Source organism: Rubellimicrobium rubrum (assembly GCF_006152115.1).
GTDB classification, from domain to species: Bacteria; Pseudomonadota; Alphaproteobacteria; order Rhodobacterales; family Rhodobacteraceae; genus Rubellimicrobium; species Rubellimicrobium rubrum.
This window is the reverse complement of the sequence record NZ_VDFU01000003.1, coordinates 210,878-235,581: the sequence shown is the minus strand read 5'-3', so window position 1 is coordinate 235,581 and position 24,704 is coordinate 210,878. Positions and strand designations below refer to the sequence as shown.

At 67.5% G+C, this 24,704-nt stretch carries 26 protein-coding genes; 11 read left to right on the top strand and 15 right to left on the bottom strand.

The features are described 5' to 3' along the window. The first annotated feature begins 139 nt into the window (after positions 1-139). A complete protein-coding gene (locus FHG66_RS04230; protein WP_139075435.1) occupies positions 140-469 on the top strand; it encodes a DUF1330 domain-containing protein in 330 nt (109 codons plus the stop codon). A 43-nt stretch (positions 470-512) separates the two neighbouring features. Here the strand turns inward: FHG66_RS04230 and FHG66_RS04225 are convergent, their stop codons facing one another. Together FHG66_RS04225 and FHG66_RS04220 are read right to left on the bottom strand one after the other, a co-directional pair. After that, positions 513-1,271 carry a MipA/OmpV family protein gene (locus FHG66_RS04225; protein WP_176556117.1) on the bottom strand — a complete coding sequence of 253 codons (759 nt, stop codon included), beginning with the start codon at positions 1,269-1,271 and terminating at the stop codon, positions 513-515. A gap of 104 nt (positions 1,272-1,375) precedes the next feature. Then, positions 1,376-3,874 (bottom strand): GcvT family protein, encoded by a 2,499-nt coding sequence (locus tag FHG66_RS04220; RefSeq protein ID WP_139075520.1) that lies wholly within the window; start codon positions 3,872-3,874, stop codon positions 1,376-1,378. A 175-nt stretch (positions 3,875-4,049) separates the two neighbouring features. Here FHG66_RS04220 and FHG66_RS04215 point away from each other — a divergent pair, with 175 nt between their 5' ends. The 3 genes from FHG66_RS04215 (at position 4,050) to panB (ending at position 6,565) form a co-directional block, all read left to right on the top strand. Continuing rightward, positions 4,050-4,793 (top strand): carbonic anhydrase, encoded by a 744-nt coding sequence (locus tag FHG66_RS04215; protein WP_139075433.1) that lies wholly within the window; start codon positions 4,050-4,052, stop codon positions 4,791-4,793. 99 nt (positions 4,794-4,892) lie between these two features. Further along, positions 4,893-5,753: a pantoate--beta-alanine ligase gene (gene panC, locus FHG66_RS04210; protein WP_139075432.1), complete on the top strand. Its 861-nt coding sequence runs from the start codon at positions 4,893-4,895 to the stop codon at positions 5,751-5,753. Further along, positions 5,750-6,565 (top strand): 3-methyl-2-oxobutanoate hydroxymethyltransferase, encoded by an 816-nt coding sequence (panB, locus tag FHG66_RS04205; RefSeq protein ID WP_139075431.1) that lies wholly within the window; start codon positions 5,750-5,752, stop codon positions 6,563-6,565. Before panC ends, panB begins: the two co-directional genes overlap by 4 nt. Before the next feature lie 195 nt (positions 6,566-6,760). Here the strand turns inward: panB and FHG66_RS04200 are convergent, their stop codons facing one another. Next, a complete protein-coding gene (locus FHG66_RS04200) occupies positions 6,761-6,934 on the bottom strand; it encodes a DUF1328 domain-containing protein (RefSeq protein WP_139075430.1) in 174 nt (57 codons plus the stop codon). A gap of 140 nt (positions 6,935-7,074) precedes the next feature. Here FHG66_RS04200 and FHG66_RS04195 point away from each other — a divergent pair, with 140 nt between their 5' ends. Further along, entirely contained in the window at positions 7,075-8,058 is a 984-nt protein-coding gene (locus FHG66_RS04195; protein WP_139075429.1) for a quinone oxidoreductase family protein, read from the top strand. A gap of 2 nt (positions 8,059-8,060) precedes the next feature. Here FHG66_RS04195 and FHG66_RS04190 read toward each other — a convergent pair whose 3' ends face one another. Then, a complete protein-coding gene (locus FHG66_RS04190; protein WP_281282901.1) occupies positions 8,061-8,495 on the bottom strand; it encodes an SDR family oxidoreductase in 435 nt (144 codons plus the stop codon). 177 nt (positions 8,496-8,672) lie between these two features. On the opposite strand from FHG66_RS04190, the gene FHG66_RS04185 reads away from it, so the two are divergent. Next, positions 8,673-9,278 carry an SH3 domain-containing protein gene (locus tag FHG66_RS04185; RefSeq protein WP_246082448.1) on the top strand — a complete coding sequence of 202 codons (606 nt, stop codon included), beginning with the start codon at positions 8,673-8,675 and terminating at the stop codon, positions 9,276-9,278. Positions 9,279-9,305: 27 nt separating this feature from the next. Further along, positions 9,306-10,232, top strand: coding sequence for a cation diffusion facilitator family transporter (locus tag FHG66_RS04180; protein ID WP_139075427.1), 927 nt, complete (start codon positions 9,306-9,308; stop codon positions 10,230-10,232). 18 nt (positions 10,233-10,250) lie between these two features. Here the strand turns inward: FHG66_RS04180 and FHG66_RS04175 are convergent, their stop codons facing one another. The 11 genes from FHG66_RS04175 to FHG66_RS04125 form a co-directional block, all read right to left on the bottom strand. Further along, positions 10,251-11,480, bottom strand: a complete 1,230-nt coding sequence (locus tag FHG66_RS04175; RefSeq protein WP_218013788.1) for a multidrug effflux MFS transporter — start codon at positions 11,478-11,480, stop codon at positions 10,251-10,253. Positions 11,481-11,595: 115 nt separating this feature from the next. Continuing rightward, on the bottom strand, positions 11,596-12,528 hold the full coding sequence (locus FHG66_RS04170) for an NAD(P)/FAD-dependent oxidoreductase (protein WP_218013787.1): 933 nt from the start codon (positions 12,526-12,528) through the stop codon (positions 11,596-11,598). 122 nt (positions 12,529-12,650) lie between these two features. Beyond that, the gene (locus FHG66_RS04165) at positions 12,651-12,860 is read right to left on the bottom strand and encodes a DUF1127 domain-containing protein (protein WP_139075426.1); all 210 of its coding nucleotides are present in this window, start codon (positions 12,858-12,860) and stop codon (positions 12,651-12,653) included. A gap of 153 nt (positions 12,861-13,013) precedes the next feature. Continuing rightward, on the bottom strand, positions 13,014-13,493 hold the full coding sequence (locus tag FHG66_RS04160; RefSeq protein WP_139075425.1) for a hypothetical protein: 480 nt from the start codon (positions 13,491-13,493) through the stop codon (positions 13,014-13,016). Positions 13,494-13,655: 162 nt separating this feature from the next. Continuing rightward, positions 13,656-15,350, bottom strand: a complete 1,695-nt coding sequence (locus FHG66_RS04155) for a hypothetical protein (RefSeq protein WP_139075424.1) — start codon at positions 15,348-15,350, stop codon at positions 13,656-13,658. Beyond that, positions 15,331-16,431, bottom strand: a complete 1,101-nt coding sequence (locus tag FHG66_RS04150) for a protein-glutamate methylesterase/protein-glutamine glutaminase (RefSeq protein ID WP_139075423.1) — start codon at positions 16,429-16,431, stop codon at positions 15,331-15,333. The genes FHG66_RS04155 and FHG66_RS04150 overlap by 20 nt, the downstream gene beginning before the upstream one ends. Further along, a complete protein-coding gene (locus FHG66_RS04145; RefSeq protein WP_139075422.1) occupies positions 16,428-17,339 on the bottom strand; it encodes a CheR family methyltransferase in 912 nt (303 codons plus the stop codon). Before FHG66_RS04145 ends, FHG66_RS04150 begins: the two co-directional genes overlap by 4 nt. After that, entirely contained in the window at positions 17,336-17,860 is a 525-nt protein-coding gene (locus tag FHG66_RS04140; protein WP_139075421.1) for a chemotaxis protein CheW, read from the bottom strand. The genes FHG66_RS04145 and FHG66_RS04140 overlap by 4 nt, the downstream gene beginning before the upstream one ends. 129 nt (positions 17,861-17,989) lie before the next feature. Then, positions 17,990-18,514, bottom strand: a complete 525-nt coding sequence (locus tag FHG66_RS04135) for a chemotaxis protein CheW (RefSeq protein WP_139075420.1) — start codon at positions 18,512-18,514, stop codon at positions 17,990-17,992. Beyond that, on the bottom strand, positions 18,511-20,142 hold the full coding sequence (locus FHG66_RS04130) for a chemotaxis protein CheA (RefSeq protein WP_139075419.1): 1,632 nt from the start codon (positions 20,140-20,142) through the stop codon (positions 18,511-18,513). The genes FHG66_RS04135 and FHG66_RS04130 overlap by 4 nt, the downstream gene beginning before the upstream one ends. Beyond that, on the bottom strand, positions 20,139-20,507 hold the full coding sequence (locus tag FHG66_RS04125; RefSeq protein ID WP_139075418.1) for a response regulator: 369 nt from the start codon (positions 20,505-20,507) through the stop codon (positions 20,139-20,141). Before FHG66_RS04125 ends, FHG66_RS04130 begins: the two co-directional genes overlap by 4 nt. A gap of 385 nt (positions 20,508-20,892) precedes the next feature. On the opposite strand from FHG66_RS04125, the gene FHG66_RS04120 reads away from it, so the two are divergent. From FHG66_RS04120 to FHG66_RS04105, 4 genes are read left to right on the top strand one after another with little or no spacing between them, the layout of a single operon-like run. Further along, positions 20,893-21,261 (top strand): response regulator, encoded by a 369-nt coding sequence (locus FHG66_RS04120; protein WP_139075417.1) that lies wholly within the window; start codon positions 20,893-20,895, stop codon positions 21,259-21,261. Between the two features lie 2 nt (positions 21,262-21,263). Further along, on the top strand, positions 21,264-23,369 hold the full coding sequence (locus FHG66_RS04115) for a chemotaxis protein CheA (protein ID WP_139075416.1): 2,106 nt from the start codon (positions 21,264-21,266) through the stop codon (positions 23,367-23,369). Continuing rightward, a complete protein-coding gene (locus FHG66_RS04110; RefSeq protein ID WP_342777475.1) occupies positions 23,359-23,817 on the top strand; it encodes a chemotaxis protein CheW in 459 nt (152 codons plus the stop codon). The genes FHG66_RS04115 and FHG66_RS04110 overlap by 11 nt, the downstream gene beginning before the upstream one ends. Continuing rightward, positions 23,814-24,701 carry a CheR family methyltransferase gene (locus tag FHG66_RS04105; RefSeq protein ID WP_139075414.1) on the top strand — a complete coding sequence of 296 codons (888 nt, stop codon included), beginning with the start codon at positions 23,814-23,816 and terminating at the stop codon, positions 24,699-24,701. Before FHG66_RS04110 ends, FHG66_RS04105 begins: the two co-directional genes overlap by 4 nt. Positions 24,702-24,704 lie beyond the last annotated feature (3 nt).

Below are 24,704 nucleotides of genomic sequence, written 5' to 3'. Positions count from 1 at the left end.
GCGGCCCGAGTCATTGCGGGGCCTGCCCATTCGGCGAGTGATCGACGGGCCTTCGCCTGCTATCCGTGGCGTGATCGGACGGTGACCCCCTGAAGGGGTCGCCGCCTATCAGCCAACGGAACTGCAAGGGAGGACCACAATGCCCGCATACCTGATCGCCCAAGTGAAGGTCACCGACGACTCATGGATTCCGGACTACGCCGCACGGGTGCATGACATCGCCGCCCGGCACGGAGGGCGGTACCTGTCCCGCAGCGGCAACGTCCGGGTACTCGAAGGCGAGCGGCCGGATGTCACCCTGGTCGCCCTGATCGAGTTCCCGTCCGCCGATGCCGCCGAAGCCTTCGCCAACGACCCCGACTATGCGCCCTTCGTGCAGGCGCGGCAGGCTGGCAGCGTGAGCAACTTCTACGTCATCGACGACACCGATCTGGCGGGGTCGATCCCCTACCTTGCCAAGGCAGGCTGAACCATCTGGCCATGGGTGGGGCGCGCCTCGCGTCCCATCCGGGTCAGAACCGCAGATCGAAGCGCCGGGTAACGCCCACGAAGGCCGAAAGCTGGTTGTCCTCGGTCGTGATCGGGCTCGCGGCGGCGTCGTTGCGCAGGCGGTCGAGCCGCAGCCCGGCTTCGATACCCCAAGGGTCCGAGAGACGATATTCGACGCTGGCCTCGAGCCCGGCCGACAGGATGCCGCCCTCCGCATCGAAGGCGGAAAAGGCGCTGGTCGCGGCCTCGGCTCCGGTGACGCCGAAATAGGTCTGCGCGAAATCGTCCGAGCCGATGAACGCCCGGGGGCCCAGGCGCAGCGAAAGGCGGTCCGACGGGCGGGCGATCAGGTCCATGCCGAGGTCGGCCACCAGGGATTCATGGCCCGTCACGCCATAGCGGACCACCGCGAAGGCCTCCCACCAGGGCTGGGCATAGGACAGGCCGGCGCCAAGCTCAAAGGCCCCGTCCACGTCGTTCAACCCGGCCAGCTCCTCGTAGTCGTCGGCGCTCCGCTCGGGCAGGTAGCGGAAGGAGCCGCGCAGGCCGAACCCCTCCTGCACGGCAGGGGAATCGGGGTCGCCGAAGGACAGGGGCCCGAGACTCAGGCTGTCGAGGGAAAAGGCGAGGTCGGGACTGGCCGCCACTTCGTCCGAGCCGAAGTAGCCCGGCCGCGCCTCCAAACCGGCGCGAAGGGAGAAGGCGAAGCGGTTGCCCGCCTCCTGGGCCAGGGCTTGCAGCGGCAGAAGCGCGGCAACGGAGGCGAGAGCGAGGCGTGACATCAGGTTCTCCTTCGGGCGGCGTGGCATTGGCCGGAACACTAGCCGCGCCGCCCAGGGAAAACACCCGGCATGGCACGGGCAGGCCGAAGCCCGCCCACCATGGCTCAGCCGTCCTGGCGGATGCGGGCGTTCTGGGGATCGTAGGGGCTGTCCTCGGTCACCACGGCGTCGAAGAGCTCGCGGAACATGCGGACCTTGAGGCGTGTGCCCGGTACGGCGAGGTCCGGGCGGATGTAGCCCATGCCGATCGACTGGCCGAAGGCCACCGAGTAGCCACCCGAGGTGAGGCGTCCGACCTTGGTGCCGTCCTCCGCGTACAGCGCCTCGCGGCCCCAGGGGTCGGCGTCGGCAGGGCCGTCGATCAGGACCGTGACGCACTTGGAGCGGATGCCCAGCGCCTGCATGGCATCCTTGCCCCGGAAGTCCTTGGTCATGTCCACGAAGCGCGGCAGGTCGGCTTCGAGCGGCGTCGCGTCGCGGCCGAGTTCGTTGCCGAATGCGCGGTAGCTCTTCTCCTGACGGAGCCAGTTCTGGGCGCGCGCGCCCACGAGGGTCAGGCCATGCGCCTCCCCGGCCTTCATCAGCAGGTCGAACAGGTGGTTCTGCATCTCGATCGGGTGGTGCAGTTCCCAGCCCAGCTCGCCGGTGTAGGCCACACGGATCGCCTGGACGGGGACCATGCCAAGCTCGATCCGCCGGGACGACAGCCAGGGGAAACGCTTGTTCGACAAGGCGGTGGCGGGGTCGCCATCCTTGATGACCGCGTTCAGCAGCGCGCGGGAGTTGGGGCCGGCGAGGGCGAAGACGCCCCACTGGGTCGTGACGTCCTGCACCTCGATGCGGCCAAAGGTGGGCTCCATGTCCTCCACGGATTTGCGGAGGAAGTCGCCGTCGTAATCCGACCAGGCGCCGGCGGAGACGAGGTAGTAGTCGTTCTCGGCCAGACGGACGATGGTGTATTCGGTCCGCGTGGTGCCCGCGTCGGTCAGCGCGTAGGTCAGGTTGATGCGGCCGACCTTGGGCAGCTTGTTGGTGGTGAACCAGTCGAGGAAGGCGGTCGCGCCCGGCCCCTTGACCCGGTGCTTGGCGAAGGCGGTCGCGTCGATCAGGCCGACCTTTTCGCGGATCGCCTGCGCCTCGCTGACGGCGTACTGCCACCAGCCGCCGCGCCGGAAGCTGCGGGTGTCGTGGTCGAAACCCTCGGGCGCGTCCAGGGGGCCGAAGTAGGTCGGACGCTCCCAGCCGTTCACCTGGCCGAACTGCGCCCCCCGCATCTTTTGCCGGTCATAAGCGGGCGAAGTGCGAAGCGGGCGGCAGGCGGGCCGCTCCTCGTCGGGGTGGTGGAGGATGAAGACGTTCTCGTAGGCTTCCTCGTTCTTGCGGGCCGCGTATTCGGTCGTCATCCAGCCGCCGAACCGCTTGGGGTCGAGCGAGGCCATGTCGATCTCGGCCTCGCCGTCCACCATCATCTGCGCGAGGTAGTGGCCGGTCCCCCCGGCGGCGGTGATCCCGAAGGAGAAGCCCTCGGCCAGCCACATGTTGCGCAGGCCCGGCGCGGGGCCGACAAGCGGGTTGCCGTCGGGCGTGTAGCAGATCGGGCCGTTGTAGTCGTCCTTGAGGCCCACGGTTTCCGAGGACGGAAGCCGGTGGATCATCGACATGTATTCCGCCTCGATCCGGTCGAGGTCGAGCGGGAAAAGATCGGCGCGGAAGCCGGCGGGCACCTCATATTCGAAGCGGGCGGGCGCGTTGCGCTCGTAGGGCCCAAGGATCCAGCCGCCCCGCTCCTCGCGGACGTACCACTTGGCGTCGGCGTCGCGCAGGACCGGGTGCTGCGGGTTGGTGGAGCGCCACTGGACCAGCGCGGGGTCCTGCTCGGTCACGATGTACTGGTGTTCGACCGGGATTGCGGGGATGCGGAGCCCGAGGAGGCGGGCGGTGCGTTGGGCGTGGTTGCCGGTGGCGGTGACGACATGCTCGGCCCGGATGACCTCGCGGTCGTCGGTGGCGATAAGGTTGCCGCCGCGATCCTCCATGCGGGTCACCTGCACCTGCCAGTGGTCGCCCGCCCAGTGATAGCCGTCCACCTGCCACTTGCGTTCGATGGTGACGCCGCGCTGGCGGGCGCCCTTGGCCATGGCCATCGTGACGTCGGCGGGGTTGATGTAGCCGTCCTGCGGGTGGAACAGCGCGCCCTTCAAGTCCTCGGTCCGCACGAGGGGCCAGCGATCGGCGATCTCCTTGGGGGACAGGAAGTGATGCTCCACGCCCGCAGTTTCGGCGGTGGTGGAGTAGAGCATGTATTCGTCCATGCGCGCATCGGTCTGAGCCATCCGCAGGTTGCCCACGACAAAGAAGCCCGCATCAAGGCCGGTTTCGGCCTCGAGCGACTTGTAGAAGTCCACGGAGTACTTGTGGATGTGGGTGGTGGCGTAGCCCATGTTGAACAAGGGCAGCAGGCCCGCCGCGTGCCAGGTGGAGCCCGAGGTCAGCTCGTCCCGTTCAAGCAGCATGGTGTCCCAGCCGCGCTTGGCCAAGTGGTAGGCGATGCCGGTTCCTACCGCGCCGCCACCGACGACGAGCGCCTTCACTTCCGTCTTCAACACGCCCATCGGATCCCTCGTGCGTTAGCCGCGCGCAATCTGGCTTAACCCGCCGTCGAGCGCGAGAGGGGGCCGACCCCTTGTCGGTCGAAACCGACGCTAAATCGATCCATCAAGGAATCGTTAGAGATCCGCGTCGGAGAGGTGCCGTTATTGAACCTCGGAGACCGACAGCCTGAAACTTGCCCATTCTGCCGCCGCCCTGGCTTTCCTTCTCGCGCCGCAGGCCCTCTGGGCCGAGGGTGCGCATTGGGCCTATGACGGCGATGCCGGTCCCGACGCCTGGGCGGCGCTCGATCCCGCGAACGCGCTGTGCGCCAAGGGAGCCCACCAGTCCCCCATCGACCTGAGCGGCGCCATGCATGGCGACGTGGCTGCGAGCGCCCCCGTCTGGGCCTCGGACACCGACTGGACCGCGATCAACAACGGCCACACGGTTCAGGCCGCGCCCGCCCATGGCGGAGCCGCTGGCCAGATCGAGATCGCCGGCAAGACCTATGACCTCGTGCAGTTCCACTTCCACCACCCCTCGGAGCACGCCGTGGACGCGGCCCACACCGAGATGGAGGTCCATTTCGTCCACAAGGCTGCCGACGGCGCGCTGGCCGTGATCGGCGTGATGCTGACCGGCGGTGGGGCTGTCGGCCCAGTCGATGCGGTGCTTGCGGCTGCCCCGATCCACGAAGGCGAAGCGCCGGCCGGCATCGCGGACCCGAGCGCCCTGCTCCCGGCCGGTGGGCTGTTCGACCGCTACGAGGGTTCGCTCACCACGCCGCCCTGCTCGGAGGCGGTGACCTGGACCGTGACGACCGAGAAGATGGCCGTGTCCGACGAGGCGAGCGCCGCCTTCTCCGCCATGTTCCCGAACGACGCGCGGCCGCTGCAGCCGCTGAACGACCGCGAGCTGCTGATCAACTGATCGAGCGACGGGGGGGGGGGAGGTGGCCGTCCGCCTCCCCCGCCTTGCCCGCCGGTCGGCCCGACCTTACACATCGGGAGGGGCAGGACGGAGAGAGGCATGGAGATCTGCCGCACAGTCGAGGCAATCCGCGACACCGTCGCGGGTTGGCGGCGCGCCGGGGACCGGGTGGCGCTCGTGCCGACCATGGGCGCGCTCCACGCGGGCCACATGGCCTTGGTAGGGCAGGCCCAAGCGCAGGCTGACCGGGTGGTCGCCTCCATCTTCGTGAACCCCACGCAGTTCGGGGACCCCAAGGACTTGGCGGCCTATCCGCGAACCATCGAAGCCGACACCCGGCTGCTTGAGGATCACGGCGTGGGAGCCCTGTTCCTTCCCGCCGTCGAGGCGATGTATCCCGAGGGCGACGAGACGATCGTGGAAACGAGCCGGCTCGCGGGGCTTTACCACGGGGCCGTGCGGCCTGGGCATTTCCGGGGCGTGGCGACGGTGGTGACCAAGCTCCTCAACATCGTTCAACCCGATGTCGCGCTCTTCGGGGAAAAGGACTACCAGCAATTGGCCGTGATCCGGCGTATGGTGCGCGACCTCCACATGCCGGTGGACATCCTGGGCGTGCCGACGCTGCGCGAGCCTGACGGGCTGGCCATGTCGTCGCGCAACGTCCGCCTTTCGCCCGAGGATCGCGCCGCCGCTCCGGTTCTGAGCCGCGCCCTTGATCGGGCCGAGGCGCTGGCCGCCGAGGGCGCCCCGGTCGAGACGATGATGCAAGCCATCCGCGACGTCATCGGCTCCGAGCCCCGCGCCGTCCTGAAAGGGCTCGACATCGTGGACGCGGCAAGCTTCCGTCCCGTGGTGCGGCATCTGACCCGCCGCGCGGGGATCATGCTCTCGGCCGAGTTCGGGGGCGTCCTGCTGATCGACCAACGCGAGATCGACCCACCCCAGGAGACGCGATGAGCACCGAGCCCACAGCCCCCGTCCGCCGCATCACGGTCCCCCAGATCCGGGCCCGCAAGGGCGGCGCGCCCATCGTGTCCCTGACCTCGTATCACGCGCACACGGCGGCCATCGTGGACCGCCATGCGGAGATCATCCTGGTGGGCGATTCCCTTGGCATGGTGATGCATGGGATGGAGACCACGGTGGGCGTGCCGCTCGACCTCATGGTCATGCATGGGCGGGCGGTCGTGCGGGGCACCAAGCGGGCGTTGGTGGTCGTCGACATGCCCTTTGGCAGCTACGAGGAAAGCCCGAACATGGCCTTTCGGAACGCCGCCCACGTCATGAAGGAAACGGGCTGCGGCGCGGTCAAGCTCGAGGGCGGCGCGCGGATGGGCGAGACGATCCGCTTCCTGACCGAGCGGGGGATTCCCGTCATGGCCCATATCGGCCTCACCCCGCAGTCGAGCCACGTCATGGGCGGGTTCAAGACGCAAGGGCGTCAGGAGGAGACCTGGCCGACCCACGAGACCGACGCCCGCGTGGTGGCCGAGGCGGGCGCCTTTGCCGTGGTGCTGGAAGGCATGGTGGAGCCGCTTGCGGCCCGGATCACGGCGCAATGCCCCATCCCCACCATCGGCATCGGAGCCTCGCCGGCCTGCGACGGTCAGATCCTCGTGCTGGAGGACATGCTCGGGCTGAGCCCGCGCCCGCCCAAGTTCGTCAAGGTCTATGGCCAGCTTGGGGGCATGATCGAGGAGGCAGTCAGATCCTACGCCGAAGACGTGCGCGCGCGGGCGTTCCCGACCGAGGATCAGGTTTATCGTTGAACTCTTATCGCTGAACGGGCCCGGACCGACCGGGAGCGGGTTGCTGCCCTGCCGGTTCAGCCTCGGCCGGCAAGCTGTTGATGATGTTCGCTCATGCCGATCTGCGGCACTGCGGGCGCCCTCTGCATCCTGACAAGTCCCCGGCCGCGGCGACAAGCCGGGCCGGGGCTTGGAACCCGGGGGTCAGACGGGGTGTCAGACTGGGGGACGACCCCGCACCGCGCGCATGATCATCGCGATCACGAACAGCACGATGAAGACGAAGAAGATGATCTGGGCGATGCCGGCCGAAGCGGAGGCGATGCCCCCGAAGCCGAACAGCGCTGCGATCAATGCGATCACCAGAAAGGTGACGGCCCATCCGAGCATGGTGAACTCCTTTTCAGAACAGGCATTTGGAAGTCAAACTCCATGGACTGCGTCGGGTTCCGGTTGTGCAAGCGAAGCGTTCACTCGCGCCCGGACTGAGGCTAGCCTGCACCATGTCCCTAGTGCTTCAGGAGCCTTCGATGACCCAGACCGTTCGCGCCGTCACGATTCGCCAGCATGGCGGGCCCGAGGTGATGGAGATCGAGGATCGCGCCCTGGGCGAGCCGGGGCCGGGCGAGGTCCGCATCCGGCACCATGCAATCGGCCTCAACTTCATTGACGTCTACCAGCGGTCGGGCCTGTATCAGATGCCGCTCCCGGCGGCCTTGGGGCAGGAAGGTGCCGGGATCGTGGAGGCCGTGGGCGACGGCGTGACCCATCTGAAGGCAGGGGACCGGGCGGCCTATGCCGGCGGACCGGCGGGGGCCTATGCCGAGGCGCGCATCCTGCCGGCCGGGGTAGTCGTGCCGCTGCCCGACGGCATCTCCTTCGAGGAGGGAGCAGCGGTCATGCTCAAGGGGCTGACGGTCCAGTTCCTGTTCCGCCGCACGACGCCCCTGGCCCCGGGCGACACGGTCCTGTTCCAGGCCGCGGCCGGTGGCGTCGGCCTGATCGCCTGCCAATGGGCCCGGTCCGAAGGCATTCGGCTGATCGGGACGGCGGGCTCGGCCGAGAAATGCGCGCTGGCCCTGGAACATGGGGCGTCGGAGGCCATCAACTACCGGGAGGCAGATGTCGCGGCGGAGGTGAAGCGACTGACCGATGGTCGCGGGGTGGACGTCGTCATGGACGGCGTTGGTCGCGACACCTTTGACGCCTCGCTCGACTGCCTGCGGCCGCTTGGGATGATGATCTCGTTCGGGAACGCCTCGGGCAAGGTGCCGCCGGTGGACATCATGACGCTTGCCGCCAAGGGGTCGCTGCAACTGACCCGGCCCACCATGTTCACCCATGTCGCCGACCCTGCGACCTGTCGCGCGATGGCAGCCGACCTGTTCGGCAAGATCGAAAGCGGCGCGATCCGGGTGCGGATCGACCAGCGCTTTCCCCTGGACCAGGTGCAGGAGGCCCACCGCGCGCTGGAGGGCCGGGCAACCACGGGATCGACGGTGCTGATCCCCTGACCCTAGAGGGCACGGTGGAGATGGGTGTGGCCGTCGTGCGGGACGATCCACTGCCCGGTCGTGTGGCTCGCCCGGTCGGACAGGAGGAACACGACGACGTCCGCGATCTCGCGCGGGGTGGTCATGAGGGGGCCGAGCGGGATACGGGCGGCGATGCGGGCTTCCTCGGCGCGCGGATCGGGTTGGGCGTCGAGAAGGCGGCGATCGAGCGGGGTCATGACCTCGGCGAGGATCACGGCGTTGATCCGGATGCCGTCCGGGGCCAGCTCGGCTGCCCATTCCCGCGTCAGGCCCAGTTGCGCGGCCTTGACGGCCACATAGGCCGAAGTGCCGCCCTGCCCCGTGAGCGCCGTCTTGGACGACACGTTCACCACCGCGCCCCGGCTGGCCCTGAGGTCGGGCAAGAGGTGATGAAGGAGCGTGCAGTAGGTTGCGATGCAGGACAGGGGTGGGCACAGGCCGCCAGGCTGTCAACCGTCGCGCAGGGACAACACAACTCGGCCGGGATTGGCCCACACAAGTGCAGGCGGCTTTCGATAAACCCCCAGGTTGTGGCAGAGTTCCCGGCAACGACGAAAGGGGGACCTTTCGCGAATCGGGGCAATGAGGGCAGCATGACGGAACGGCGGTGGACGCGCCTGTGTGCGACGCTCTTGATGGGCGCGGTGACGGCCTGGCCGGCCTGCGCCCAAGTGCGGCCGCTCGCCCGTCCGGCCAACCTCGTGATCCCTGCAGCCGACCAGATCGTGGTGCCTGCCTCGTCGGTCGCGCCGGCACCGGCCGGGTCGCCGACGTTGGGGCCCGAGACGAACCTGCCCCTGCCCCGTTACGTGTCGCTCAAGACCGACGAAGGCAACGCGCGCCGCGGTCCCGCCCTGGACCAGCGGATCGACTGGGTCTTCACCCGCGAGGACATGCCGCTCCAGATCACGGCCGAGTACGGGCATTGGCGGCGGGTCGAGGATCGCGATGGCGAGGGCGGCTGGGTGCACTACTCGCTCCTGTCCGGAACCCGCACGGTGATCGTGGACCAAGACGAGATGCCGCTGCGGACCCGCCCCGACGAAGGATCGCAGGCCGTGGCGCTGCTGGAGCAGAACGTCGTGGCCCGCCTTGAGTCTTGCGAGGCCGGCTGGTGCCGGATCAGCGCCGGCGGCTACGGCGGCTGGGCGCCCAAGGACGCGATCTGGGGCGTAGGGGCCGACGAGGTTCTCGACTAGGCGTCCGGAGCGGTCTAGCTGCGCCGCATGAACGCGACCCCTTCTCCTGCGCCCGATTCGGGCGCGCGCCTGAACCTGTCCGCGGGCGTGGCCTCGGTTCTTGTGGCCTTGACGCTGGTGCTGCTGAAGCTTTGGGCGCTGGGGCAGACGGGCGCTCTGTCCATCGCGGCGACGTTGGTGGATTCCGCTATGGATCTGCTGATGTCGGCGGGCGGGCTCGCGGCCATCGTCTATGCCGCCAAGCCTGCCGACGAGGATCATGCCTTCGGCCACACCTCGGCCGAGGATCTCGCGGCGCTGATGCAATCGGTGTTCATCCTGGTCTCGGCCGGGGTGATCGCGGTGGCGTCGCTGCGCCGGCTGCTGGCCGTCGCGCCGCCCGAGATCGCGGCCGAAGGCGCGGGGGCGCTGGTGCTCGGACTGTCGATCCTGCTGACCCTGGGGCTGGTGGCCTGGCAGCGGCAGGTCGTGAGGCGGACGGGCAACCCGGTCGTGGCGGCTGATTCACTCCACTACATCGGGGACCTGATCCCATCCATCGGGGGATTGCTGGCGCTCTGGGCCTCGGCGGCGTTCGGGCTGACGCAGATCGACTCGGTCGTGGCGCTAGCCGCGGCGGGGCTGATGGTGGTCGGGGCGCTTGGGCTGGGACGACGGGCGTTCGACGCCCTCATGGACCGGCGCGCAGACCCGGCGGTCATCGACGGGATCGCCGCGATCACCTCGGCCTTTCCGGGGGTGCGGGGGTATCACGACCTCAAGACCCGGACCGCCGGAAGCCGGATCTTCGTCAACCTCCACATCGAACTCGATGGCGACCAGACCCTGGACGAGGCTCATGCCATTGGCGCGGCGCTCAAGCGCGAGATCATCCGGGCCTATCCGCTGGCTGACGTGCTGATCCACAAGGATCCGGCGGCGCGGCGGACACCGGTGTCTCCCGAGGCCGGCTGACCCCACGCCGTCATGGCGTCAGGCCTGAGCGCCCTCCTGCACTTCGTTGAACAGGCGGCCACGCTCGGCGACGAGCACGCAAGCGACGGCCAGGACCCCCAGGACGAAGTAGCCCGTCACCGTGGGGATCACCGTTCCATTGAACTGCTGCCCCACGAAGCCGCCGAGCAGGGCGCCCCCCAAGGTCTGGATGAAGCCGAACACCGACGACGCCGTGCCCGCGACGGCCCCGAGCGGCTGGAGCGACAGCGCGTTCATGTTGGACGCAGCCCAGCCGAACATGAACATGACAGCCGACAGGAGCCCAAGGAACAGCCAGAGCGGCGGCAGGCCCCCAAGGCTCACCAGCAGGAGCACGCCACTCAGCCCGGTGAAGGCCAGGATCGCGAAATGCGCGAGCCTCCGCATCCCGAGCCGCCGGACGATCTGCGAGTTGAGGAACGAGGACAGCGCCATCAGCCCCGCCACGAAGGCGAAGGCGGCCGGGAACCAGACCCCCAGGCCATACAGATCGACATAGATCTGCTGCGCCGTGCTGATGAAGCCGAACAGCGCGCCGAAGGTGAAGGTCCCGGCCAGCGCGTACCACAGCGCCATCCGGTTCTCGACCACGAGGCGGAACCCCCCGAAGATGGAGCGCGCGGTCAGGGGCCGCCTGTGCTCGGGCTCGAGCGTCTCGGGCAGGCGGAGGAAGGCCCAAATGCCGAAGGCCGTGGCCAGAACGCCCATGAAGACGAAGATGCTCTGCCACGGGCTCACCTGCAGCAGCACCTCGCCCAGTCCGGGGGCCACGACGGGGATCACCATGAAGACCATGAAGACCAGGGACATCACCTCGGCCATCGCCCGCCCCGAGAAGCGGTCCCGGACCACGGCGGTCGCCACGACGCGGGTGGAGGCGGCGCCCAGGCCCTGCACGAAGCGCAGCCCAAGAAGGGCGCCGAAGGTCGGGGCAAAGGCCGCCGCGAGAACGGCCACCACATAGACGCCGATCCCGATCAGCAGCGGCACCCGTCGCCCGTAGCGGTCCGAAAGCGGCCCGATGAGGAGTTGCCCCACCGCGAAGCCGATCATGTAGACCGACACCACGAACTGGCGGTGGTTGTCGTCGCTCACGCCCAGCGCGTCGCCCATATGGGGCAAGGCCGGCAGCATCACGTCGATGGCCAGGGCATTGAGGGACATGATCGCGGCAATCAGCGCCACGAATTCCGGGCGCGACAGCGCGCCCGTCAGGGATCTGTTCATGATGGGTCCGGTATGACGGTCTGTCTGGGGTCAGGGTGCGCTGATGCGCCTTGTCGAAAGGACGGGCAATCCCCCTTGGGCGCGCCCTGGCCTGTCGGTGTCGGTCGGTCCATGGTCAGGAGGCCGTCTGGAGAAGGCACATCTTCTCGGCCCGGCGCAACTCGTTGTGAATGTCCACGGCTGCCACCTCGGCTTGCGCCATGGCGACGGCGATCTGGTTCAGGCCGGTCACCGCGTCGCCCGCGGCATAGACCTGCGGGGCGCTGGTGCGCTGCTTCGCGTCCGTCACGACCCGCCCGTCGTCCGATAGCTGGACGTCCAGCTCATGGGCCAGACTGGTCCGGGGCTCGATCCCCAGCCCAGCATAGACGGCGTCGAAGGTCATGACCTGACCGTCACCCAGGGTCACCTCGACGGTGCCATCGTCGCAAGCGACACGATCGACCGGCGCTTCGATGAGACGGATTCCAAGATCATCCAGCCGGGCCCGATCGTCATCGGCGATCGACAGGGATTCCCCCAGGGTCACCACGGTTATGTCGGAGGTGTAGGTTCGCAGGAACAGCGCCTCGCCCGCCGCACAGGCGGCCGAGCCAAGGACCGCAATCCGTTTCCCGGTGACTTCGTAGCCGTCGCAGATCGGGCACTGACGGATGGTACCCCGGCGGACGTGCGACACGGCATCCGGCACGGCCGGCAGGTTGTCCCGGACGCCTGTCGCAAGGATCAGGTGACGCGCAACCAGTGTGCCCTGTCCGGTGTCGATCCGGAACGGCCCCTCCCCCTCGCGCGAGATCCGGGTGACGACGCCGGACAGGCGCGTGCCGCCGAACTCATCCACCTGCCGCCGCATGCGGTCGAGCAGCTCTTCGCCGTTGATGCCGCCCGGAAAGGCCGGATGGTTGTGCGACCGGGGGATCCAGGAGGCGCGGCTCTCGCCCGCGTCGATGAGAACGAAGCGGCGGCGGAAGCGTGCAAGAAAGATGGCGGCGGTCAGCCCAGCCGGGCCGCCGCCGATGATGCAGCAGTCGAGGACGTCGTCGGTCAACCACACATGCTCCACATTAGGGACGCCGCCGGCGCCGCCCGGGTGGGACGCTGCGGACTGATCCGAGAACCAACCAGAGCGCAAGACGTTCCGTCCTCCATGGACGGCAGACGTTCGGCCCCTCAGAAGTTCCGGGCCGCTTCGGCCGCGATATCGGAGATGTTGCTGCGGTGGATGCCAAGATCCATGAGATCACGGTCGCTCAGCGCGCCAAGCTCCCGGCGCGTCTCGTGATAGCGGCGGCGTGCGGCGAAATGGCTCGCCAGACGGGCCAGCAGGCTGTCGCCCTGCGGGCGGGCAAAGGACGAGTAGGAGGTGTTGGCATAGGCCATGATGAACTGCTTCCCTGAAAGATGGCGGGACCTGACGGCCCCTCGTTGCGCGTGTTAGCGCTATCGAGACGAGAGATGGGGTTCAGGGGCCGCCGTATCAGCCCCTTCCACTGCAGGCCCGTCATGCATCCAGGGCATGGAAGAGATCGGGAGCTATGCGTGGATGTCCAGTCTAAGATCCTTCAGAGCAGCCAAGGTCTCCCTGGTGCTGCGATGATGGACGAAGATGCCACCGGCCTCCTCCCACAGGGGCCGGTACTTCAGGAGATCGTCCACGAGGATGTCTCCCGGTGCCTTCATGTGATCCCGCTTGGCGCGTGCCATGGTCGTGATCATGCGTGCATCGGGAAAGTGTCTGGACGCCCAGCGCATCTTCTGCGGCGCGGCCCAATTGCCGTGCGGAAGGCCGGTCAGGATCACAGGGTCGAGGTGGGCCACCGCGTCCCAAAGGTCGCGCGCATCGGGCATCAGCGGCAGGTTGAAGAAGAAGTCTTCGTGCGCGGCGATACGGCTCCAGAAACGTCTGGGCCCATGCTGCGCCTCGAAGTCACGGGGAGCCATGCCCAGAACCTCGGTCGCATAGGTCTCGAAGTCCGCCAGAACACCATCGCAGTCGAGAAAGAGTTGCACCATTGTCCGCCCCCGGGATCCATCAGTGACGGAGCGCCGGCGCCGCCAGGCGGTTCCATGGCTCACATCTTTGGTCCAGGGCATTGAGGGCGATACACGCCGGGGGCCGAAGGCATGTGGACGGCGCCGCACTCTGGGTAGCAGCGCCGTCGAAGCGATCAGACGTCAGGCGAAGAGGAAGTCGTCCTCCTCCTCGGGCTCGGCTGCGATTTCCGCCGCAGCATCCCGGGGGAACATCCGGTCATGGATGTCGCGCTCGGATTGCATGGAGTAGAGCGTCCGGACACGAGCGAACGTCTCGCTGTGACCCGGGGGCGCCTCTGCCGCGACATGTCCCTGATCAAGGACGCGCGCAACCTCGTCCAGTCCCTTGGCCATGTCCATGAAGTGATCGAGTTCGCGTCCCGCACGCTCCACGACGACGGCGATCTCGTCCGACCCGCGGACGCTGTCCATGGCCGCGAGGTGCCCGCGCACCCGGCCCGACAGGATGGAGATCTCCAGGGCCGCTTCGGCCGCGGCATGCAGCGTCCCCGTCAAGGTCTCGTCTTCCGGAGCGTCGAGTGCACCCGAGGTCACGACCACGGCTTCCAACTCCTTGCGGAGCAGGCCCATGACCTCGATGATGCTGCGAGCGATGTCGCGCTGCTGCTGCGCCACTTCCTCCATCGCGCGGCCTTCGGATCCCAGGCGCGAGGCCAGGAGGATGGCATTGAGACCCAGGACAGTCATTCGCCGCTCGAACTCGGCAGCCTGATCGGCGTTCTGCCCGGCGCCGGCCAGCGTGGCCGCCAACCCGCGCGACGTGACGGTGAGGCGACCGCTCCTGTCGGACAGCCGTTCGATCACGGTCTCCATGCCCGAGGCTGCGGACAGCAGGACACCCAGCCCATCTTGTCCACCCCTGATCGCGCTGATCGCCCCCGCGCGCGGGATCTCGGCCCCCATCCGGCTCATCGCGCGGATGTGGCGCCCTGCGACCTGAAGAGAGGATCTGAGGTCGATGAGCGCGCCGCGAAGCTGTGCGGCCCCGAGCCGGTGCAGCATCGTTCGAATCGACGCGTTGTCGGGATCCTGGGCCATCGCCAGGATAGCCTCGATGTGTTCGAGCCTTTGGCGGAAGCCGTCCCCCACCTGAAGGTGCAGGATGACCTGGCTGACGCGATCCTGAAGCGCGCGGAACCGCTTGGACACCAACCCGGCCGAGCGGGCGATCCGGTCGTCGCGGGACTTGGCTTGAATCAGTTCGGACAGCGTCCGGATCGCAGGAAGGACGTCCTTGTGCGCGAGCGTCTGCAGTTTGGCCGTCTGCTCGGCCACCCCGTTGAGCTCGGACTGTCCGGCCGAGATGCGAACGGCAAGATCGGCAACCAGGCCACCCACCTCGCCCAGCACCGCCCTCATGTCCCGGGCCAAGCCGTCGATGGTGCCGCCGTCCGAGTTCAGCGTGCGGCTGACGACCAAGGCGTTGAGCGACACCAGGGTCGCCGTGCGGGCGAGGCGACGAAGTTCCTCGAGCCGGCTGCGGGCGTCCCTCATGAGGCCGCCCAAGGCACCGGCCGCCACGCGGCACCGATCAGCCTTGGCCTCGACCTGCCGGCTGAGATCCTGGAACCGGGGCTGAAGCGACTTGAGGCGAACCATCGTTGCGGGCGACAGCGCGTCCGCCAGAGCGGCGAGCGACGACTCCGTCAGGCTAAGGTCGTCCACTGCCCCCAGCATGGCATCGAGCGACGCCCCGAAAACGGCTTCGGTGCGGCTCCTCACGACGGCGACCCGGGTCAGGGGCGACCAGTCCAGGGCCGTGACCTCAGAGGCTTCCTGCCGAGCAGGGTCGATATCACTGGACCGATCCAACATGTTTCCTCCCCCAGGTCACGATCTCGTTGGCCATTCGGCCCAGTGGCAGTGCCCGTTCGGTGGCTCCCATCCGCAACGCCTCGCGCGGCATGCCGAAGACCACGGATGTGGCCTCGTCCTGGGCGATGGTGCCCGAACCCGCCTGCTTCATCTCCAGGAGACCGCGCGCGCCGTCGTCTCCCATGCCGGTCAGCAGGATCCCCAGGGCGTTGGGCCCCGCTGCCTGCGCGACCGAGCGGAACAGCACATCCACCGAGGGACGGTGCCGCGCGACATACGGGCCTTCGACCACCTCGACCCTGTAGTTGACGCCTTGACGCCTTAGCAGCAGGTGATGGTCGCCCGGAGCGATAAGCACCAGTCCGCTCGTGAGTTGGTCGCCGGTCACGGCCTCGGCCACCCGCACCCGGCACAATCCGTCGAGACGTTGGGCGAACGCGGCGGTGAAGCGCTCGGGCATGTGCTGCACGATCACGACCGGCGGGGCGTTCGGCGGCAGTTCACGCAAGATGGACGCAAGAGCTTCGGTGCCGCCAGTCGAAGCGCCGATCGCCACCAGGGGCGCGGTCTGCGGCGGCTTGGCGGCATGCGCGCGCGCAGGCGGCAGGATGACGTCGGCTGTATGCTTCGGCCCCGGTTGCATCGGGCGGGGCGTCGACCCACGCGCGCCGGGCCTGGTCTGGACAGCCGCGTGCACGGCATCGCACACGCGCATCTGCGCTTCCTGGCGCTCGCGTGGGCTGCCCAGGTTCGGCTTCCCGATCACCTCGGCGGCCCCCAACTCCAGGGCGCGCATCGCCGTCTTGGACCCGGCCTCGGTATGGCTGGAGCAGATGACGACCGGCAAGGGCCGCTGAGCCATGATCTTGCTCAGGAACGTCAGGCCATCCATTCTTGGCATCTCGATATCGAGAAGCATGACATCGGGCACCATCGAGCGGAGCCGCTCGGCGGCCTCGAACGGGTCGGCGGCGGAGGCGATGACCTCGATCTCCGGGTCCGTGGACAGCAGGGCCTTGAGCCCCGCCCTGATGCTGGCGCTGTCATCGACGATCATGACCTTGATCGGGCCGGCGGTCATGGCATGGCTCCCATATGCATGGATGGCTGGGTCAAATGGCCAGCCATGGCGTCCGTCTCGAGTTTGCCTTGCCGCTCGAACACGGCCGGGGCGACCTGTTTCAGGCCGGACTGGCGCACGATCATCGACTCCGCATGTCCGACCACGAGATGCCCACCGGGACGGAGATGCGATGCGATCGTGGCGATCACGCGAGCCTGGGTCGGAGGATCGAAGTAGATCAGCACGTTGCGCAGAAAGATCGCATCCAGGTTGCGATCCACCGGATAGGTCCTGTCCATGAGGTTCATCTCCTCGAAGCGGACGCGCTGGCGCAATTCCGGCACGATGCGGCGCAAAGGCAAACCATCCTTGTCGCGCCCAACCATCGCGTACCGGTCCCGCAGCATGGGAGGCACCGGGATGAGCTCGGCTTCGGGATAGATGGCGCGGACGGCCGTCTTCAGCACGCGGCGCGAGATGTCGGTGCCCAGCACGGCCCAGTCCAACTCGGGCGCACGGGCCTGGGCTTCCGCCAGAACCATCGCCGCCGACCAGGCTTCGGCCCCGGTCGACGCGGCCGCGCTCCAGAACTTGAAGCTGACCCGCCCGCCCGCCCGTCCGGTCCTGAGGGCAGCAGGGATCATCATGTCCTGAAGCAGGTTGTAATGCTGGACCTCCCGAAAGAAGTCGGTCTTGTTCGTGGTGACGAGTTCGATGAGGCTTGCCAGTTCTGTTTCGAGACCATTCTCCTCGAACAGGTAGCGGAAATATTCACCGGCATCGGTAAGCCCCAGGGCCACCAGCCGCGGGCGCAGCCGGGACTCCACCATGCCATCCTTGCTTTCAGGAAGATGGATGCCTGTGGCCTCATGGACGATCTGACGGAACCGCGCAGGGTACCGCGAGCGGAGGATCTGGGTGCTCATGCGCTGGCCAGCCCGGCAAAGGCCGCCTCCGCGTCCTGACTGGCCGCCTGCCTTGGCCGACCCGTCGCCATCGCGTCCATGACGTCTCGGTCGAACAGGCCGGCCAAGCGCAGGACGGTGACGAATGTCCCGTTCCGACGGCCGATGCCTTCGACCATCCGCTGGTCCCAGTTCAGGAGAGCAGCTTCGGCCAGCGGCTCGAGGCGGTCGTCGTCCAGGCTCGTCACCTCGATCACCCGGTCGACCCTGAGGGCCACGAGAAGCGCGGCCCCATCCCTGTCGAGCTTGAGAACCATGATGCGCGTGTCCGCCGCATCGGGCCTCATCGGCTCGCCCAAGTAGGTGCGAAGGTCGATGACGGCGACCGAGCTGCCCCTGACGTCCGTCACGCCCATGAGGTGCGACGGCGCGTGGGGGAGGCGCGACACCGGACGGGGATCGAGGATCTCCTGGACGAGCGCGACGGGAAGGCCGAACAGAGAGCTTTCCAGTCCGAAGGTAACTACTGGTTGATTCAGCATGAGGCATCTTCCTCAGTCGGGGACCGCGCGGCCACTGCGCAGGATCGGTTCAAGACAGCTGCCGCCGGATCGGCGATCCGGAGCAGCCAGGGTGGAGGCAGACCTTGGCTCAGAGGAGGGCGACGCCGGTCACGCTGCAGCGCCCTGCCCCTGCGGGCCGACCGTCGTGGCCGATTGGCCGCCGAGGAACGCCGCGAAGATGGCGGGGATGTCGGGCAGCATCACGAAGTTTCCTCCGATCCGGGCGATCGCCTCGATGAACTGCGGAGGCCACCGGGTGCCCACGGCAGGAACAGTCTGGAGCATGTGGCTTTCGACTCGGGTCACCTCGTGGACGGCATCCGCTACGATGCCCACGACAGAAGCACGCCCGGACAGGGGCAGATCGAGCACAAGGATCCGGCTGTCGGGTCCAAGCGGCGTCCGGGGCATTCCGAAGGTCACCCGCAGGTCGGACAAGGGAACCACGGTCCCTCGTACGTTGACGAGCCCGCAGCAGAACTCGGGCGCACCGGGCACGCGAGTGATGCTGACAGGCTCCAGCACCTCGCGCAGCATCTCGGCCCGGATGGCCAGGGTATCCTGGCCCAGCCGCAGGGTGACCACGTCGATGTTGCCCAGGGATCGACTGGCGGGGCGGGACATCAGCGTCATGCGAGAACCTCTTGAAGATGCCGCTCGATCGGAGCCGGGCGTTTCGATTGATTGACCAGGGTCGCCACATCCAGGATCAGCGCCACGGCGCCATCCCCGAGGATGGTGGCGCCCGAGAATGTGCTGACCCCCGCATGAAGCGGCGAGAGCTGCTTGATGACCGTCTGGTTGGATCCGATGATGCGATCCACGACCAAGCCGACACGGGCTCCGCTGGCTCCCACGATCACGACCTTGGGGAACATCTCGGGGGCGGGCGGGCTGGCAAATACCTCGCGAAGCGACATGGTGGGGACAAGCCGTCCCCGGATGTCCAAGAACCGCGACGAGGCGTCTGCCGGTCCCGATCTTTCGGGAAGCTCGACGATCTCCTCCACGGTCGAGAGCGGGATCGTGAACCGTTCCCCGGCCACCTCGACCAGCAGCCCGCTGATGATGGCAAGGGTCAGCGGGAGCCGTATGACCACGCGGGTTCCGCTCCCCGACGAGGACGCGATGTCGACGCTGCCGCGGAGTTCGGAGACGGTGCGGCGGACGACGTCCATGCCGACCCCCCGCCCGGACAGCTCGGTGACCTGCTGGGCCGTCGAGAAGCCCGGAGAAAGGATCAGGCGCTGGAGATCGGCCGATCCGACATCGGCATCCAGCCCGAGAAGCCCGAGATCGATCGCCTTGGCCCGGATGCGGGCCTCGTCCAGACCGCGGCCGTCGTCTGCGAGTTCGACTTCGACTTCGCCCCCGGACTGTCGGGCCGAAAGCCTGATCTGACCGGACGGGGACTTGCCGAGTCGCGAGCGTGTCGCGGCGTCCTCGATCCCATGATCGGCGGCGTTCCGGATGAGGTGCATCAGCGGCTCGGCGAGCTGCTCGACGACGGCCTTGTCCAGCTCCGTCTCTTCCCCCTCGATCACGAGATCGATCGGCTTGTCCAACTGGCGTGCGAGATCGTGAACGAGACGGCGGAAGCGGCCAGTGATGGACGAGATCGGCGTCATGCGGATCGACATCGTCGCGTCGCGCATGCTCGATGCTAGACGCTGTATATCCTCGGTCACGGAGACCAGGGCCGGAACGCCGCTCCTGGCGGCGATCTCGGCCAGGCGGGCCTCGGCAATGACGAGTTCGCCCACGCGATCCATCATCTCGTCGAGGCGCTCGGCCGAGATGCGCATCATGGGGATCGTCTTGGCCCCCGATTCCTGGGAAGCGGAGGCGGACGCCTCGGTGGGCACTTCTGGAAGGATCTGCTCATCCGCTGGAGCCGAGCCCGACACGGCCGTCGCAAGATCGGCAAGGATCGTCCCGGCGCCACCCGGCCGCTCTCCGGCCAGAAGGGACATGATATGGTCATGGGCCTTCAGGCAGACGGCGATCAGGGCGGGGCTCGCCACGCTGGTTCCAGAGCGGATCGCCTCGAAGGCCGATTCGAAGCCATGCACGAAAGCCGCGAGTTCGGTCTGCCCGAACATGCCTCCCGTGCCCTTCAGCGTGTGCAGGTCGCGGAAGACCTGATCGATGACAGAACGGTCGCCGGGGCGCTCCTGAAGGGTCAGCAGGCCCGCCTCGAGGCTTTCCACCAATCCGTCCGCTTCGGTGCGGAAGATGGCCAGGGTTTCGGCGTCGATCATGCGCCTACCACCCGGGCCATGACCGACAGGAGCTTGGCCTGATCGAACGGCTTGGTCATCCAGCCCAACGCACCGGCGGCGCGTGCCTTGTCCTTGAGCTCGCCCTCGCTCTCGGTGGACAGGAATACCACCGGGATGCCCTGCCCCTCGGGCCGCGACTTGAACTCGCGGATAAAGGACAGGCCATCCATGCGCGGCATGTTCTGGTCCGTCAGCACCGCATCGAAGCGCGCCGCCGCGACCCGCTCCAGGGCATCGAGGCCATCCTCTGCTTCAACCACGTCATAGCCCGCTCCCTTGAGCGTCATGGCGATCATCCGGCGCAGCGAAGGCGAGTCGTCCACGACAAGGATGCGCCGGCTCAACGGAGGACTCCTGGCATGAAGGTGAGAGCGGAACGTTCGGCAACCATGGGATGAACCTTTGTCGAGTCGGGACTGGTGCGAATCGGTAAGGCCGTCCGGCTTAAGGTGAGTTTAAGCCTCGACCTTTAATGATCCCGAGGCAGACGCTTCCTTGCATTCAGCCCGTTTTAACGAAGGCAGGCGTATGGATCGGCAGAACGTCCGGCATCGCTCCGCGCCATACGATCGAGGTTCAACATGACTGACGACTTCTGCGCGCCAAGCCGTGCGACCCACACGTCCGATCCGAGAAAGCCGGCTGGCCGCCAGCCTTGTGCGCCGGGCACCTCCGCCCTTGGTGCAGGTCGGGACACCCGCCCCACGATCCAGGAGGCTGTGGCCTGACATGATCTCCGTTCTCGCCATCGACGATTCACGAACGATCAGGGAATTGCTCCGTCGCGCTCTCGAAACCGCCGGCATGCAGGTGACCACCGCCGATGATGGCGTCCTGGGCGTCTCGGCCTTTGCCGGAGAGGCATTCGATGCCGTCATCACGGACATCAACATGCCGAACATGGATGGCTTCGGCGTCATCGAGGCCATCCGCGCCGGCGACCGCAACAAGCGGGTGCCGATCCTCGTCCTCACCACGGAAACCGGCCCCGAGCTGCGGGCCCGTGCCCGGACGGCCGGCGCGACCGGTTGGCTGACCAAGCCCTTCGATGAGACGGCCCTCGTGTCCACCCTGAAGCGCGTCACCGGGACGATCTGAGCATGACGGACGAACTCAGGGACACTTTCTTCGCCGAAAGCGAGGACCTTCTCGCCGCCATGGGCGAGGGGCTGGCCGCGATGTCGGACGGCACCGCCGAGACAGAGACGATGCACGCTGTCTTCCGGGCCGTTCACTCGATCAAGGGTGCCGCCGGGGCCTTTGCCCTGTCCGACGTCGTGTCGTTCGCCCACAGTTTCGAAACGGTGCTCGACGCGATCCGATCCGACCGGCTGGTCCCGGATGCGGATGTCATGCGGCTCCTCCAACGGTCCGGGGACATCCTGGCCGACCTGCTCGAGGCGGCACGCGACGGGCGTTCGGACCCGCCCGAGGCGCTTGGTGCGATTCTTGAAGCACTGGAGGAACTGGCCGGGGGCGAGGATCTCGCGGAAGAGGACTTCGTGTTCGAGCCGATGGGTCTTGGAATGTCGTTCCTGGCCGACGATGCTCCGGCGCAACCGAAGCTGTTCCGCCTGCACTTCCGCCCGAGCCGCCAGTTCTTCCACAACGGGCATGAACCCGCGAACCTGTTCGCCGCTCTGTCCGACCTGGGCGAGGTCACCGTCGCCTGCGACACCACAGGACTACCGCGGCTTGAGGTAATCGATCTTGAGGAAAGCTACCTCGCCTGGAGCCTGACCCTCGAGACGGAAGCCGGCGAGGACCAGGTCCGGGACGTATTCGCCTTTGTCGAGGACCTCTGCGACCTCGAAGTCGAGGAAATGCCGCGGTTCGCGATGGGGATCCTTCCCCTGATCGACCTTCCGGAGGCGACGGACACCGCGGCCGAAGACGTACCGGCCGAGGAACCGCAAGCCGCCCCAGCACCCACCCCGACGACTCCTCCGGTCTCGGTCCCGACACCTCCTACCGTCAAGGAGGCACCCCGTCCGACGCTCCGCGTCGACCTGGACCGGGTGGATCGCCTCATCAACTCCGTCGGCGAGCTCATCATCAACCAAGCGGTGATCGCCCAGAAGGTCGCCGAAGCCGGGCTGCCGCCGTCCTCCGGGCTCGCGGCGCAGGTCGAGGACCTGAGCCTTCTGGCGCGCGACATCCAGGAAGGCGTGATGCTGATCCGGGCGCAACCGGTGAAGCCACTGTTCCAGCGCATGGCCCGCGTCGTTCGCGAAGCGGCCGACGCGACCGGCAAGCAGGTCGATCTGGTCACCGAAGGCGAGGACACGGAGGTCGATCGCACCGTGGTCGAGGGGCTGGCCGATCCACTCACCCATATGGTCCGCAATGCCATCGACCACGGCATCGAATCGCCTGACGACCGCATCGCCACGGGCAAGGCCAGCGCGGGTCGCCTGCTTCTGACCGCCAGCCACGTGTCCGGGAACGTCCGAATCGTCATCAAGGATGACGGGGCAGGACTGAACCGCGAGAGGATCCAGGCCACTGCGGTTCGCAAGGGCCTCATTCCGGCCGACGCCGTTCTGTCGGACAGCGAGATCGACAACCTGCTCTTCCTCCCCGGCTTCTCGACGGCCGCCTCGGTCACCAGCCTCTCGGGGCGCGGGGTCGGCATGGATGTGGCCCGTACGGCGATCACTGCCCTTGGCGGGCGGATCAGCATCACCAGCCGGCCGGGCGAGGGCACTACCTTCATCATCTCGCTCCCCCTTACTCTGGCTGTGCTCGACGGCTTGATCGTTGCCGTGGCCGACCAGCCGATGATCGTACCGGCAGCCGCCGTGCTCGAGACGATCCGGCCATCCTCGCGGGACTTCCTGGATCTCGGGCAAGGCGAGCGGGTGCTCAATCTCCGTGGGACTCATGTGCCCATCGTCGATGTCGCATCGGTTTTGGGCTATGGCCCTGTCGTCGATCCCTCCCAGGCGATCGTCGTGCTTGTCCGCACCGGAGAGGACACGCGGGCAGCCCTCGCGATCAGTGGCATCTCGGACAAGCGGCAGGTCGTCATCAAGAGCCTGCGGGGCAATGTCGGCACCGTGCCCGGCATCTCGGCGGCCACCATCCTGGGCGACGGCAAGGTCGCACTCATCCTCGATCCCGACACCCTTGTGGGAATGGCGGCACGCCGGCGGGATCTTCATTCCATCACGACCTTCGAGGCCGGACATGAACATGCAGACTGACGCTCGGACCGAGGAACAGGCCGAGTTCATCTCCCTGATGGCCGGGGGCCAGGGTTACTGCATCGAGGTCACCAAGGTCCGCGAGATCCGTCGGTGGTCTCCGGTTACGACCTTGCCCCATGCTCCCGACTGCCTGCTCGGGGTCATGAACCTGCGTGGCGCGGTCATCCCGGTTCTGGACCTGGCTCTTCGGCTGGGGCTGGACCGGACGGCGCTGACGGCACGCCATGTCGTCCTCATCGTCTCGGCCGGAGAACGGACCGTCGGTCTTCTGGTCGACTCCGTGTCGGACATCCTGAGGGTCCCGCGAACGGCGATCCAGGGCACCCCCACGCTGTCGGGCGCCGACATGCGTTTGATCCAGGGCATGATCGCACTGAACGGCGAGGCGCTTCGGGTCCTCAACATGCAGGCTGTCGCGCCGACGATGGCAGAGGTGGCCGCATGACATCCAGACAGGATCTTCGACCCCGCCCGCGAGAGGCAGGCACCGCAACCCCGGCGGATCTGGAACGTCTGGCACGGGTCGTGCGATCCTCCCTGGGGATCGACCTTCAGCCCGCCAAATCCTCTGTCGTCCGTCAACGCCTCGGCGCCCGCATGCGTGAGCTTGGCCTGTCGAGCCTGGGTGCATACCTCGACCTGATCGAGGCTCCGTGGGCCGAGGACGAGCGTGACAATCTCATTTCGGCCACGACCACCAACGTCACGCACTTCTTCCGCGAGGCGCACCACTTCGAAATGCTCGAGCGCGATGTGCTGCCCGGCCTCATCGACCAGGCAAAGGCTGGCGGCCGCGTGCGCATCTGGTCGGCAGGTTGCTCCACCGGCCAGGAGCCGTTCTCCATCGCCGCCTGCATCGTCGGGCTTTGTCCCGAGGCCGCGCAGTTCGACATCCGCGTCCTGGCCACGGATGTGGATCCGGGCGTGCTGGATCAGGCCCGCGACGCGACCTACCCGGTCGCCGAAGCGGAGCTCCTGCCTCCGGAACGCCGGAGGGCCCTCTTCGGGGAATCCAAGCACGCCGGGTCTGCGAAGATCCGGGACGCTGTCCTTGGACTGGTGTCGTTCAAGCGCCTGAATCTCGTGAAAACCTGGCCCATGAAGCATCCGTTCGACGTGATCTTTTGTCGCAACGTCGCGATCTACCTCGACAAAACCGTGCGCGAGGATCTCTGGCGGCGCTTCAGCGACGCCCTGCGCGACGACGGAGTGCTGTTCATCGGACATTCCGAGCGGGTTCTGGGGTCGGCGATCGAACGGCTCGACCATGCCGGGACCACCGCCTACCGCAAGAGGCCGGCCCCTCGCCCCTCGTCATCAAGGATCTAGGAC

Coding starts and splice junctions, on each gene's coding strand:
- FHG66_RS04230 (WP_139075435.1), top strand. CDS start 140: ATGCCCGCATACCTGATCGCCCAAGTGAAGGTCACCGACGACTCATGG.
- FHG66_RS04225 (WP_176556117.1), bottom strand. CDS start 1,271: ATGTCACGCCTCGCTCTCGCCTCCGTTGCCGCGCTTCTGCCGCTGCAA.
- panC (WP_139075432.1), top strand. CDS start 4,893: ATGGAGATCTGCCGCACAGTCGAGGCAATCCGCGACACCGTCGCGGGT.
- panB (WP_139075431.1), top strand. CDS start 5,750: ATGAGCACCGAGCCCACAGCCCCCGTCCGCCGCATCACGGTCCCCCAG.
- FHG66_RS04200 (WP_139075430.1), bottom strand. CDS start 6,934: ATGCTCGGATGGGCCGTCACCTTTCTGGTGATCGCATTGATCGCAGCG.
- FHG66_RS04195 (WP_139075429.1), top strand. CDS start 7,075: ATGACCCAGACCGTTCGCGCCGTCACGATTCGCCAGCATGGCGGGCCC.
- FHG66_RS04185 (WP_246082448.1), top strand. CDS start 8,673: ATGACGGAACGGCGGTGGACGCGCCTGTGTGCGACGCTCTTGATGGGC.
- FHG66_RS04180 (WP_139075427.1), top strand. CDS start 9,306: ATGAACGCGACCCCTTCTCCTGCGCCCGATTCGGGCGCGCGCCTGAAC.
- FHG66_RS04175 (WP_218013788.1), bottom strand. CDS start 11,480: ATGAACAGATCCCTGACGGGCGCGCTGTCGCGCCCGGAATTCGTGGCG.
- FHG66_RS04165 (WP_139075426.1), bottom strand. CDS start 12,860: ATGGCCTATGCCAACACCTCCTACTCGTCCTTTGCCCGCCCGCAGGGC.
- FHG66_RS04160 (WP_139075425.1), bottom strand. CDS start 13,493: ATGGTGCAACTCTTTCTCGACTGCGATGGTGTTCTGGCGGACTTCGAG.
- FHG66_RS04155 (WP_139075424.1), bottom strand. CDS start 15,350: ATGTTGGATCGGTCCAGTGATATCGACCCTGCTCGGCAGGAAGCCTCT.
- FHG66_RS04150 (WP_139075423.1), bottom strand. CDS start 16,431: ATGACCGCCGGCCCGATCAAGGTCATGATCGTCGATGACAGCGCCAGC.
- FHG66_RS04145 (WP_139075422.1), bottom strand. CDS start 17,339: ATGAGCACCCAGATCCTCCGCTCGCGGTACCCTGCGCGGTTCCGTCAG.
- FHG66_RS04140 (WP_139075421.1), bottom strand. CDS start 17,860: ATGCTGAATCAACCAGTAGTTACCTTCGGACTGGAAAGCTCTCTGTTC.
- FHG66_RS04135 (WP_139075420.1), bottom strand. CDS start 18,514: ATGACGCTGATGTCCCGCCCCGCCAGTCGATCCCTGGGCAACATCGAC.
- FHG66_RS04130 (WP_139075419.1), bottom strand. CDS start 20,142: ATGATCGACGCCGAAACCCTGGCCATCTTCCGCACCGAAGCGGACGGA.
- FHG66_RS04120 (WP_139075417.1), top strand. CDS start 20,893: ATGATCTCCGTTCTCGCCATCGACGATTCACGAACGATCAGGGAATTG.
- FHG66_RS04115 (WP_139075416.1), top strand. CDS start 21,264: ATGACGGACGAACTCAGGGACACTTTCTTCGCCGAAAGCGAGGACCTT.
- FHG66_RS04110 (WP_342777475.1), top strand. CDS start 23,359: ATGCAGACTGACGCTCGGACCGAGGAACAGGCCGAGTTCATCTCCCTG.
- FHG66_RS04105 (WP_139075414.1), top strand. CDS start 23,814: ATGACATCCAGACAGGATCTTCGACCCCGCCCGCGAGAGGCAGGCACC.